General features: G+C 66.9%; 10 protein-coding genes. 5 read left to right on the plus strand and 5 right to left on the minus strand.

Annotated elements, in window-relative coordinates:
- Positions 1–32 precede the first annotated feature (32 nt).
- The 3 genes from rsmA to AADZ78_RS21735 form a co-directional block, all read right to left on the minus strand.
- Positions 33–977, minus strand: a complete 945-nt coding sequence (gene rsmA / locus AADZ78_RS21725) for a 16S rRNA (adenine(1518)-N(6)/adenine(1519)-N(6))-dimethyltransferase RsmA (RefSeq protein WP_085253254.1) — start codon at positions 975–977, stop codon at positions 33–35.
- Entirely contained in the window at positions 941–2068 is a 1128-nt protein-coding gene (locus AADZ78_RS21730; RefSeq protein ID WP_204081211.1) for a resuscitation-promoting factor, read from the minus strand. Before AADZ78_RS21730 ends, rsmA begins: the two co-directional genes overlap by 37 nt.
- Before the next feature lie 144 nt (positions 2069–2212).
- Positions 2213–3082 (minus strand): TatD family hydrolase, encoded by an 870-nt coding sequence (locus tag AADZ78_RS21735; RefSeq protein WP_085253220.1) that lies wholly within the window; start codon positions 3080–3082, stop codon positions 2213–2215.
- A 19-nt stretch (positions 3083–3101) separates the two neighbouring features.
- Here AADZ78_RS21735 and metG point away from each other — a divergent pair, with 19 nt between their 5' ends.
- Complete coding sequence (gene metG / locus AADZ78_RS21740; protein ID WP_085253221.1) at positions 3102–4643, plus strand: methionine--tRNA ligase; 1542 nt, start codon at positions 3102–3104, stop codon at positions 4641–4643.
- 16 nt (positions 4644–4659) lie between these two features.
- Here metG and AADZ78_RS21745 read toward each other — a convergent pair whose 3' ends face one another.
- Positions 4660–6360: a hypothetical protein gene (locus tag AADZ78_RS21745; protein WP_085253222.1), complete on the minus strand. Its 1701-nt coding sequence runs from the start codon at positions 6358–6360 to the stop codon at positions 4660–4662.
- Positions 6361–6796: 436 nt separating this feature from the next.
- Between AADZ78_RS21745 and AADZ78_RS21750 the strand changes: the two genes are divergently transcribed.
- The 4 genes from AADZ78_RS21750 (at position 6797) to AADZ78_RS21765 (ending at position 11695) form a co-directional block, all read left to right on the plus strand.
- Positions 6797–7981, plus strand: coding sequence for an NAD(P)/FAD-dependent oxidoreductase (locus AADZ78_RS21750; protein WP_085253223.1), 1185 nt, complete (start codon positions 6797–6799; stop codon positions 7979–7981).
- Positions 7978–8877, plus strand: coding sequence for an RNA polymerase sigma-70 factor (locus AADZ78_RS21755; RefSeq protein WP_085253224.1), 900 nt, complete (start codon positions 7978–7980; stop codon positions 8875–8877). The genes AADZ78_RS21750 and AADZ78_RS21755 overlap by 4 nt, the downstream gene beginning before the upstream one ends.
- 47 nt (positions 8878–8924) lie before the next feature.
- A complete protein-coding gene (locus tag AADZ78_RS21760) occupies positions 8925–10199 on the plus strand; it encodes an aminodeoxychorismate synthase component I (RefSeq protein ID WP_204903335.1) in 1275 nt (424 codons plus the stop codon).
- Positions 10200–10327: 128 nt separating this feature from the next.
- Positions 10328–11695, plus strand: a complete 1368-nt coding sequence (locus AADZ78_RS21765; RefSeq protein ID WP_239656691.1) for a hypothetical protein — start codon at positions 10328–10330, stop codon at positions 11693–11695.
- A gap of 12 nt (positions 11696–11707) precedes the next feature.
- Here AADZ78_RS21765 and rsmI read toward each other — a convergent pair whose 3' ends face one another.
- Positions 11708–12565: a 16S rRNA (cytidine(1402)-2'-O)-methyltransferase gene (gene rsmI, locus AADZ78_RS21770; protein ID WP_085253226.1), complete on the minus strand. Its 858-nt coding sequence runs from the start codon at positions 12563–12565 to the stop codon at positions 11708–11710.

A 12565-nucleotide genomic window follows, 5' to 3' on the forward strand; every position in this document is an offset into this window, starting at 1 on the left:
GCCGAAACCCGGGCCACTAAATCAGCAGCGTCCTAGCCCGCCGAAGCCTGCCCCAGCACCGCGTCTTGGCCAGGTTGGCCAGCCGACCGTCGCAACAGTCGGACGAAGTCGTCGATGGTCAGCGTCTCGCCACGACGGGCCGGGTCGATGCTGGCGGCCAGCAATCGGTTCGCCGACTCGTTTCCCGAACCGGCCCACACCGCGAATGCGTTGCGCGATGTCTTGCGCCGCTGCGCGAATGCTATGTCGACCAGCTCAAACACCCGCTCGCGGAAAGTTTCGTCGGTGGGCCACGGCGAAGCCTCGTACCGATCGATCCGGACCAACCCGGAGTAGACGCGTGGAATAGGCCAGAAAACAGTCGGCGACACCGTGCCGCAGCGACGAACCCGTCCGAAGAAACGCACCTTGACGCTGGGCACCCCGTATTCCTTGCCCCCCGGCTCCGCGGCAAGCCGCTCGGCAACCTCGGCTTGCACCATCACCGTCACGACACGGATCGACGGAAATTCGGCGAGCAGATGCAGCAAGGCGGGCACTGCGACGTTGTACGGAAGATTGGCGACCAAGGCTGTCGGGCCTGTCGGCCCCATCTCCAGGTTGTCCTTGCGAACCGACAGGATGTCGCGATTGAGCACCGTCAGCCGCTGGATTTCGCTGTTCGAGTGTTCGGCCACCGTCTGCGGCAGCCGACCGGCCAAGACGGGGTCGATCTCGACAGCCGTGACGGTCGCGCCGCGGTCCAGCAGCGCCAGCGTGAGCGACCCCAGGCCGGGTCCGACCTCGAGAACTTGGTCAGACCGGCTGATCCCGGCGACCGAAACCACCCGTCGCACGGTGTTGGCGTCGTGAACAAAGTTCTGACCGAGCGACTTCCGGGGCCGAAACTCGAGCTCTTTGGCCAGCCTCCTGATCTCGGTGCGCCCGAGTAACCGGATGGTCAGCGCGCACCCGCTCGGCCGCTGCACACCGGCCAGGCGCCCCAGCCCTGCCGCTGCCGCGTCACCTCGGCAACCGCGATCTGCTCTTCGCGGGTGGCCAGGTCGGCGCGGGGGGCATACCGCAGCCCACCGTTGGCCTCCCACGTGCCCTGATCGAACTGCACACCGCCGTAATACCCGTTGCCGGTGTTGATCGCCCAGTTTCCGCCGGCCTCACAACCGGCGATGGCGTCCCAGATCTCTCCGTCGCTTACCGGCGGCACTTCGGTGCCGGGCTTGCTGCCTACCCGTACCACAGCCTCGCGGGCCGGCGACACCACCACATTGGCGATGGGCAGCCGGCCGATCTCGACGCCGTTGACCTTGGCCACCGCGAACGTCACGTCCTGGGTGCCTGGGGCACCGGGATCTTCGACGATTTCCCGGCTGATGTTCATCTCGGGGTCTTCGATGCGACGGGCGTTCGGCGGCAGCGGCAACCGCTCGGTGACCCGCTCGATGCGGTTACGGGTCACCTGGATCTGCATACCGTCAACGATCGGGGACGTCGCACTGGGCATCACCTGATCGCTGTCCAGCAGCGGCGTGCCGGCCGCGGTCAACAACCCCGCGACGTTCGGCGCCGGTAGGTGCACCGTGCGCACCACGCCGGCATCGTTGATTTGCACGGTTTTCGCGGACACGACGGGCAGCGCCATGCCGGCCAGCGGAACGCGGCTCCCACGAGAAGCCGCGGCGGGGGCGGTGTCGGTCATCGCGAGCTGGGCCAGCGCCTCGTCGACGGTCGACGCCGTCGTCCACACCTGCTTGGGATCGTGGCCGTCCAGTGAGATCTCCAATGGCCGGCTGCGCCGCAGCACGATATTGGCGGCGTCATGGATCACCACATCAGCGGCGGGATACAGATCATCGCGATCGCCGACGGCGAACCCGTTCTCCTGGACGATGTCGATCACCCGCGATTTCATCGTCGTCACCCGCATCGCCGTTCCGTCGACGGTCAATGTCACCGTCTTGAACGAGGAGACCGCGTAACCACCGGCGCACGCCAGTGCCAGCAGCAGCGCGCCAACCATGAGGCGCAATATTGGCGATTGGGTTTGGTGAAGTTTTGTAAGCAGATTCAATGTGCGCTATCCCGACCTAGGTAACACTTAACGACCCTCGCAACCGAAAACGACAAAACGGGCCCTTCGGAAGATAGAGCCCACCCGTTCGATCACAAGACGGTAACGAACCGGCCAATGTTCGGCAACTCCGACGCGAGGCTGCTATATGCGATCGGCTACCTCGCATTCCAGTCCATACACCCGACGAGCATTGCTCGTGGTGGCTTGCGCCAATTCCTCAGGCCGACGATGTAGCAGGTCAGCCAGGGCTCGCACGGTGTAAGGCAGGCAATAGGATTCGTTCGCTGCGCCGCGGTAGGGGTGCGGGGTCAAAAAAGGTGCATCGGTTTCGACCAACAGCTGCTCCATCGGTATCAGCGGAACGGCTTCCCGTAGGTCGCGCGCGTTCCGGAAACTCACCGTCCCCGACAGGCTGAGCGACCATCCGGCGGCCACGCACTCGCGTGCCATCGCAGTGTCCGACGAGAAGCAGTGAAAGATCACGGCGTCCGGCGCGCCCTCGGCCCGCAGCACGTCAAGCACCTCACGGTCGGCCTCCCGGTTATGAATCATCAGCGGTTTCCGGGCCCGCTTCGCAAGGTCGATGTGCCAGGCGAAGGCCTCTCGCTGCACGTCGGGCTGTGCACAGCCGCCAAGTCGACCCGGCCAGTACATATCCAGGCCGGTCTCGCCGACGGCCACCACCCGCGGATGGGCCACCAACTCCTCGATCTCGGCGCGGGCGGCGTCGGTGAGCGCGTCGGCGCGAGTCGGGTGCAGCGCCACCGCAGCGTACACGCGCGGATCCCAGTCGGCGGCCCGGGTTACCCAGCGCGCCGAATCCAGATCGTCGGCAATGGTGACCACCGCGACCACACCGACCGCCGCGGCGCGCTCAACGATGGCAGTCACGTCTTCGGCGTTGCGGGCACCACATGCGTCGAGGTGGGTATGGGCGTCGATCAACGGAGCCAAGGGCTCGGGCGCCGGAGGCGGTTCTTGTCTGGCTGGGCGCTTAGAACTCACCCGCACACAATAGGGTGGAGTCCCGATGAAGCCCTATTACGTCACCACCGCGATCGCGTATCCGAACGCGGCGCCGCACGTGGGTCACGCCTACGAATACATCGCCACCGACGCGATCGCCCGGTTCAAACGGCTCGACGGCTTCGACGTGCGCTTCCTGACCGGGACCGACGAGCACGGCCTGAAGGTCGCACAGGCCGCCGCGGCCGCGGGCGTGCCGACCGCGGAGCATGCCCGGCGCAATTCGGACGTGTTTCAGCGCATGCAGGAGGCGCTGAACATCTCCTTCGACCGGTTCATCCGAACGACCGATGCCGACCACCACGAGGCATCCAAGGACATCTGGCGGCGGATGTCGGCGGCCGGCGACATCTACCTGGACAACTACGCCGGGTGGTACTCGGTGCGCGACGAGCGCTTCTTCGTCGAATCCGAGACCCAACTTCTGCCGGACGGCACCAGAATCGCGATCGAAACCGGCACCCCGGTGACCTGGACCGAGGAGCAAACCTACTTCTTCCGGCTTTCGTCGTATGCCGACAAGCTGCTGGCCCACTACCACGCCAACCCCGATTTCATCGCGCCCGAAACGCGGCGCAACGAGGTGATCAGCTTTGTCTCCGGCGGCTTAGACGATCTGTCGATCTCTCGCACCTCGTTCGACTGGGGAGTGCAGGTGCCCGAGCATCCCGACCATGTGATGTACGTCTGGGTCGATGCGCTGACCAACTACCTGACCGGAGCCGGCTTCCCCGATACCGATTCGGAGCTCTTCCGCCGCTATTGGCCCGCCGATTTGCACATGATCGGCAAGGACATCATCAGGTTTCATGCCGTCTACTGGCCGGCGTTTTTGATGTCGGCGGGAATCGAGCTGCCGCGAAGGGTTTTCGCGCACGGGTTCTTGCATCATCGCGGCGAGAAGATGAGCAAGTCGCTGGGCAACATCGTCGACCCGGTTGCGCTGGTGCAGACATTCGGTGCGGACCAGGTGCGCTACTTCCTGTTGCGTGAGGTTCCCTTCGGCCAGGACGGTAGCTATAGCGACGAGGCGATCATCACTCGGACCAACACCGACCTGGCCAACGAGCTGGGCAACCTGGCGCAGCGCTCACTGTCGATGGTGGCCAAGAACCTGGGCGGCGTGGTGCCCGAACCGACAGAGTTCACCGAGGCCGACACCGAGCTGCTGACGACGGCCGACGGCTTGCTGGAGCGAGTGCGCGCGAACTTCGACGCTCAGGCGATGCACCTGGCCCTCGAGGCGATCTGGCTGATGCTCGGCGACGCGAACAAGTATTTCTCCGCGCAGCAGCCGTGGGTGCTGCGTAAGAGCGAGGCCGAGGCGGACCAGGCCAGGTTCCGTACCGTTCTCTACACCACGTGTGAGGCGGTCCGTGTCGCGGCGGTGCTGGTCCAGCCCGTGATGCCGGACTCAGCCGCCAAGCTGCTGGACCTGCTCGGCCAGTCCGAAGACCAGCGATCGTTCAGCGCTCTAGGCGTACGGCTGGCTCCGGGCACGGTGCTGCCGCCGCCGACGGGTGTGTTCCCCCGCTATCAGGGGTGAATAGCTCCATGTCTGGTCATTGGCTGTTGGCTGCGGTCTGGGGATCGCGCGGAACATCAAGCGTTGCAATCGGATAGAAGCCGGAATCGTCGCGGCCATCGCGGGCCAGTTGCATTGGCGGATAGTTCACCACATGTGAACCGTTCGGCTTGTGTTGTTGCCAGTCGATCGCGGCCCGAAGCGTGTAGTGGCCCGGCTGCAAGCCCTTGAGATCAACACGGACCGTCTCGGTAGCAGATGCCGGTGTCGGCTGGTCACTGCTGCGATCTCCCGAATCGGCGACCAAAGCTTTCAGGTCCACGGTGGCGGGCAGCGTCCGAATCACCTGTCCGGTGAAGTCGACCAACCGGTAACCGGGCACCCACTTCTCGGTAGCCGCGGCCGCGCCGTAGTTGGTCCACGCGACGGATATCGTCGCCACCTTGTCCTGCAGCGCCTGCGACCCAGGACGCGCTTCCACCGAGTACCGATAGCCGGCGACGGCGTTGGCTTGGGCCCACAGCACATATAACTTGGAATCCATCGGAGACATCGCGGCCTGGTCCGGGAAGTTGATGCTCGACGTCATTGACACGTGATACCTAATGACGTCGTGCAGGCCCTTCTCGTAATACGCCTGCGGCGTGGTTCCGCCGGGCAGTTTGCACCATTCGGTGATCACCGGCGCTGTTGCGAGCCGTTGCCGAAGCGCGGCGACGAGTGGGTCTCTGGTCTGGACGTAACGGGAACTGTTCGACTCGGCCCAGTTCGGTAGCGGCGCGGAGACACCCAGGCAATCCGAGCGCACGCCAACGGGCGCGGTGAGCCGCTTCGTCACCTCATCGGCGAGCAACCCGCGCACGATTTCGGGATTGTTGGGAGCGACCACCAATTGCGTGTGCGGGAACGCGCCGACATTGGCCGCGACCAGTTGCCGGATGGATGCGGCGGTGATGGTTTGGTCGCTGAATTGGCTGTAATACCCCAGGGCCTTCTCGCTTTCGTCGGGCCCGGGTCCCGGTGCGCCCAGCGCGTCGCGCAGATAAGCGAGGTGGTTTTCGTTGAAGTCGCCATACCCGGCGAACTCGAAGACGCTGAGCCGCTCGTCGCCGTCGTAGCGGCGGCCCAGTGCGGCCAGCAGCTGCGAAAAATCGTTCAGATACGTCGGGTCATTAAAGTTCGGCACCACCTGCGTCACCCCGGCTGCGGAGCCGCTTGCGGGCCCGGGGTAGGCGGTGTTAGTGCCGGGAATCGCGCGCTCCCAATCGGGAATCGCGATGTTGGTGTTGTTCGGATACGACGCGTTGCAGCAGGAGTTGTAGGCGTAGACCCCAAGCGTCAACCGCATGCCCCGTTCGCCGAGCTTGGACAGTGCATCGTCGATCGCGCTGAAGTCGTACTTGCGATCATCAGGAGCGTCGGGGGGCAGGGTGTGCGGATCGGTGGGCTGCAATTGCCGCCACGAGACACGCAAGCTGGCGTCGTACGAGGCGGGCCAGGCCGGATAACGCTGCTGCACGGTTGCGCCCTGTGGGAACAGCGGTTGCATCAGGTCTTCGTACTGGCCGCGCAGCGGATTCGGGATTTCCTGCGCGCTCGACGGTATCGCCGGACTCACCATCGCCGTCAACGGACTGGTGTGGTCCTGGTTACTGCCGCATCCACTGAGCGGCCCACCCAGCACCAGGGTCGCCGTCGCGACAACAACAAGTACTTGTTTCCTAATTGTTCGAACCATTCTCTGCTAGAGCTTGATTGCGCCGGGCGTCAGCGGCACGCGGTCAGCGAGGAACGGCATCGGCATCCAGCGCGACACCAAGTATCCTTGCGTACGCTGACGGACATGTCGCATCAAAGTTGGTGCGGCAGCCGAGGTTTCGGCACCCTCAAGGCTGCGCGGCAACTGGGACCTCCGATGTATGCAACGTTTCCGATATGGGCGACGTGCCCAAATAACGGCGACTAACCCAGTCAACGGACGCGACATTAGCGAGACGAGGGTAGCATGCGGGCCTTCTGCGAAGCCGTCCCGTGAGCGCGCCGAAACGCACCGGAACCCACCGCCAAATGCCCGTCGCCATAGTGAGACAGCTCACAAGTCGCGGCCGTATTGTCACGCCTGGCCGGTCCGTGGTGTCTGAAGGACGTCACCTTCGCACGAACAGGAGAAAACCATGACCGAGCTGCCTGTCCGAAAGAGCCACGTCGTCGTTATCGGCGGGGGCTACGCCGGCACCGTGGCCGCCAACCACCTGCGCCTACGTGCCGACGTCGACATCACTCTGGTGAACTCACGTCCCGTCTTCGTCGAACGGATCCGCCTGCACCAGTTGGCCGCGGGCTCCGGCACCGCCACCGTCGATTACGGCACGCTGCTCGGCGACGGCATCCGGCTGGTCGTGGACACCGTCGACCGCATCGACACCGGCGACCGGAAGTTGCTGCTGGCCTCGGGTGCGGAGTTGACCTACGACTACCTGATCTACGCGGTGGGCAGCACCGGGGCGCTGCCGGCGGTGCCGGGCGCGGCCGAATTCGCCTATTCCGTCGCCGATCTGGAAGGGGCAACGCGGCTGCGCTACGCCCTGGCGGATCTGCACTTCGATGCTCCGGTCACCGTGGTCGGCGGCGGCTTGACCGGCATCGAAGCCGCGTCCGAGCTCGCCGAGCAGGGACGCCGGGTCACGCTGGTCTGCGGCGGCATCCTGGGGCCGTCGCTGAGCGAACGGGGTCGGCGTTCGGTGCGCAAGCAACTGCGCAAGCTCGGCGTCGAGCTACTCGAAGCCGTGGCGGTTCGCCAGGTGCAGTGGAACGCGGTAGTGCTCGCCGACGGCGCAGTGCTGCCCAGCGCGGTCACGGTGTGGACGGCGGGATTCGGCGTGCCCGATCTGGCTACCCGCAGCGGGCTTCGCACCGATGCGGAGGGCCGGGTGCTCACCGACGAATCATTGACCAGCCTCGACGACGACCGTGTCGTCGCCGCTGGTGACGCGGTCGCGCCGTCGGGCCAGCCGTTGCGCATGAGCTGCCAAGCGGCCGGTCCACTCGGGGCCCAGGCCGCAAACACGGTGCTCAGCCGCATCGCCGGGGACATCCCCGCGCCACTGAGCCAGGCGTTCGTCGGGCAGTGCATCAGCCTGGGCCGCTCGCATGGCACCGTTCAGCTCTCGCGCTCCGACGACACCCCGGTGAACGTGGTTGTCGGCGGCCGCAGCGCCGCCTCTATCAAGGAAGCGATCTGCAGGGGCACCGTGTGGTCGATCCGGCGCGAGGCCGCCAAGCCCGGCACCTACTTCTGGCTCAAGGGCGGCAAGCGGCCCGCGCAGCTGCCCACCGACCAGCGGGTCGCGCTCCCATGACGTCAGCGTCAGAAGAGCACGCCGAACGGTTTACCCTGCTGCGGCCGTTGCTGTTCACCATCGCCTACGAAATCCTGGGCTCGGCAACCGAATCCGACGACGTGTTGCAGGACAGCTATTTGCGGTGGGCTGCGGTCGACCTGTCGACCGTGTATGACACCAAGTCCTACCTGGCCCAGCTGGTTACCCGGCAGGCGCTGAACGCGTTGCGGGCCGGCAGCCGTCGTCGCGAGGAGTATGTGGGGCCGTGGCTGCCCGAGCCGCTGCTCCTCGACGACCAGGACCCGTCCGCCGATGTGGTTCTGGCGGAATCGGTTTCGATGGCGATGCTGGTGCTGCTGGAAACTCTGAGCCCCGACGAGCGGGCGGTGTTCGTGCTGCGCGAAGTGTTCGGTTTCGACTACGTCGAGATCGCGGACGCGGTGGGCAAACCGGCCCCAACCGTGCGACAGATTGCACACCGGGCACGCGAACACGTACGCGCGCGCCGCAAGCGATTTAGCGACGTTGACCCGCAGCGCAACGCGGAGATCACCGCGCAGTTCTTGGCCACAGCCGCCAGCGGTGACGTGGAAGCACTGATGGCAATGCTGGCCCCCGACGCCACCTGGATGGCCGACAGTGGCGGCAAGGTGAGCGCGGCGCGGCGGCCGGTGGTCGGCGCCGAGCGGGTGGCCAGAGCCATTGCCGGGCTGATGCGAAAGGCTGGACCGCAGCTGCACGTGGAGTTAGTGACCTGCAACAGCGCTCCGGCGATATTGCTCTATCTCGGCGAAAGCCTCGAGGGGGTGATCACGTTGGAGATTGCCGACGACAAGATCACCAACTTCTACGTGATGCGCAATCCCGACAAGCTGGCGGCCCTGGCCACCGCACGGGCGATCAGCCGCGGCTAACCCGGTCCCTGGCGTGCGAAAGTCCACCGTTCTGTCAAGCTAGGGCGGTGCGGGTCGACCGGCTTGGTGATCTGGGTGACGCAGCTGCGGTGCTGCGCGCGGTCGGCTATGCCACCAGTCGACTCGATCTGGCGCCGCCGGCCGCGCTGACTGGTGAATGGTTTGGTGCGCTGGCGGTGATAGCGCCGAGTGTGGCGGTGCGACCAGTGAACTTCTACGACGCGTTCGCCGGACCAGTCGAGCCCGGCCGCTGGGTAGCACTCGAAACTGGCGCCGTGGGCGGCGGTTGGGTCGGCTATCTGTCCTACCCGGACCCCGGCGCGGACGGGCGGCCCAGCAGAATTCCCGAAGCCGCCGGCGGCTGGACCGACTGCGTGTTGCGCCGCGACCGCGCCGGGCAGTGGTGGTACGAGAGCCTGTCAGGTGCGGCCATGCCGGACTGGCTGGTCGGCACGCTGGGAGCGACCCCGGCGCCGGCCACCCGATCGGCACCCGCGTGCCGAATTGATTGGGAGGCCGCAGACCGGCCAGCACACCGCGACGGTGTGCTGGCGTGCCTGGAGGCGATCGCCGGCGGCGAGGTCTACCAGGCGTGTGTGTGCACCCAATTCGCCGGGACCGTCAGCGGCTCACCGCTGGACTTCTTTATCGACGCAGTGGCCCGTACCGCTCCGGCCAGGGCGGCCTTCGTCGCCGGCGATTGGGGTGCGGTGGCGTCGCTGTCTCCCGAGCTTTTCCTGCGGCGCCACGGTGAGCTCGTGGCGTCCAGCCCGATCAAAGGCACCCTGCCTTTGCAGGCCTGGCCATCGGCGCTGCGGGCTTCGCCCAAAGAGGTCGCCGAAAACATCATGATCGTGGATTTGGTCCGCAATGACCTTGGCCGCGTGGCGACTACGGGCTCCGTCACGGTGCCCGAGCTGTTGGTGGTACGGCGTGCGCCCGGGGTGTGGCACCTGGTGTCCACGGTGTCGGCGCGGGTTCCAGTCGAGTTGCCGAACTCCGCCCTGCTGGATGCCGCGTTCCCTCCGGCCTCGGTCACTGGAACACCCAAACTTCGTGCCCGCCAACTAATTTCGCGATGGGAACAGCACAGGCGCGGGATATATTGCGGCACAGTCGGTTTGGCGTCACCGGTCGCCGGATGCGAACTCAATGTCGCCATCCGCACGGTCGAGTTCGACGCGGCCGGCAATGCCGTGCTGGGCGTGGGCGGCGGCATCACCGCCGACTCCGATCCGGATGCCGAATGGCAGGAATGCCTGCACAAGGCCGCCCCGGTGGTGGGGTTGCCGGCCGCGCTGAACGCCCCGCGGGTGGTTTGATCAGCAAACTTGCGCCGGCTCGGGATGCGGCCGAATTTGGCCGTAACGCCCCCACGAGCGACCGGGTCGGCATAAGCTCCTTGGATCGACCCGTGTGAATCGCGCGTCGAATCTGAGAGGGGTCTTTCATGAGAGTCGCCGTCGTTGGCGTCGCGGCCGCGGCCGCGGTAGGCGCATCGCTGGCGGTTGCGCCATTGACGCTAACCGGGCAGATGCAGCAGATGCACACTCCAGGCGAAGAGACGTGCAGCGCAGGCCAGCAATGCGACAAGCTGGCGTCGGTATTGATGCCGCAGCCGACGGGACAGCCAGGACCCGCCGCAGGCGCAACCGCGGCACCTGCGGTCGTCGAGCCACCCCATGCGATGGTGGCAGGACCACCGCCGCGACCAGAGCCGGCGGTCGCCCGCGTGGTACCCGGGGTAGCAAATCCAGGGGGGCCGGGCGGCCTGTTGCCCGGCGGACCCAACGCGGCCAACGCGGCAGTCCCCGCGTTGCCGCCCCCGGCGGCTGCCCTGCCGGACGCAGGGCTGCCGGCGGTACCCAACCTCGGCATACCAGGCCTCACCATCCCCGGGATCGGCATCCCCGGCGTGCCCGACGTGACCGGCTTGGCCCAAGTCCCCCAAGGGGTGAACGCGGCCACTGCCGTCGTCAACGGCGTCCTCGGCGTCGGAAACAGCGTCGTCGGCTTGGTGAATGCGACCGCGTTGAGCATCACTTACGTCGTGCTTGCCTATAACGCCCTGCAGAACTCCGGCATCCTGCCGGCCGCCAACAACGCCGTGACCGGCGCAGTGAACACGGTGAGTTCGATGCTGCTGCCCGCAGCGGCGGAGGCTCTGCCGACGCTGACCTTGCCCGGACTGCCGGCCATCCCGGGCTTGTCACCCGCGAGCCTGGTCGGGCTGGTGGCCTCGGGTAGCCTGCCCAGCATTGGCTTGCCGAGCCTGCCGGGCGTGGCACCGCAGGATCTGGTAGGGATGGCCGCGGCCGCTCTGCCCGGTATCGGCTTGCCGAGCCTGCCGGGAATGTCACCGCAGGACGTATTGGCACTGGCGACCGGCAGCCTGCCGCAGCTGGCGGCGGTCCTGCCGGCCATCCAGGCGCTGGGGTTGCCAAGTCTGCCGGCCGGTCTGCCGGCCCTACCGGGGCTCGACCCCGCGGCGCTGGCCAGCGCGCTGCCAGCAATGATGGCTGCGGCCGGGATACCCGCGGATCCGGCAGCACTGGCGGCCGCGCTGCCAGGTCTAGCGGCTGCAGGCCTGCCGGCGCTCCCGCCGGGTATACCGACGGATCCGGCGGCACTGGCCGCCGCGCTGCCAGCACTGTTGGCCGGGGCTGGTGTCCCGGGTGGGCTGCCGGCGCTACCCGGCGGTCTGCCGGCCCTGCCGGGGCCGCCCCCGCTGCCGGCGCTGCCATCCGCACCGTCACCGCTGGCGGTGATTCCGCATCCGGTGGTTTGCTTGCCAAATACCCCGATCTGCACGCCTTGAGCTGACGCGCACCTACGATCCTTCCAACTCGCCGGAATCTCGGCGTGTTTGGAGTACCGCGTCGTAGAGCTGGCGCGAGCGCACCCCCGCGTGCGCCGCAGCCACCTCGCTGCAGGCGTCCTTGACGCGAACGCCCGCGGCGACGAGGCGCTCCACCTCGTCGACCAGGGACGCCACGTCGGGTTGCGGGGTCGCGCCGGCCAAAACGACGGTGATCTCGCCGAGCACGCCGCGGTCCGCCCAGATCGCCAACTCGCCCAGCGAGCCGCGCACCACTTCTTCGTGCACCTTGGTCAGCTCCCGGCAGATCGCGGCCCGACGCGCACCCCCGAGCTGCTGCACCGCATCTCGCAGGCAGGCGGCTAGCCGGCGGGGTGATTCGAAGAACACGCAGGTGCGTTGCTCGTCGGCCAACGATGCCAGCCAGGCTCGGCGCGCCGAGCTCTTACGTGGGGCAAAGCCCTCGAAGCAGAACTTCTCCGCCGGCAGACCGGATAACACCAAGGCGGTGGTCACGGCGGACGGCCCGGGCAGGCACTGCACCGGCAAGCCGGCCTCGATGCACGCCGCGACCAGGCGGTAGCCGGGGTCGCTGATCGCCGGCATCCCGGCGTCGCTGACCACGAGCACGGTCGCACCGGCACTGATCGCGGCGACCACGGCGGCCGCGCGCGACGCTTCAACCCGGTCGAACAGGCTGATCACCCGTCCGCCAATCTGGATGTCAAGCGCCTTGGCCAGATTTCGCACCCGCCGGGTGTCCTCGGCCGCCACCACGTCGGCACTCGTCAGCGCGTCGATCAGCCGTGGCGACGCGTCCGACGGCTGGCCCAATGGAGTCGCACCGAGCAATAGGCGGCCAGCGGTCAT

Source organism: Mycobacterium riyadhense, from assembly GCF_963853645.1.
GTDB lineage: Bacteria > Actinomycetota > Actinomycetes > Mycobacteriales > Mycobacteriaceae > Mycobacterium > Mycobacterium riyadhense.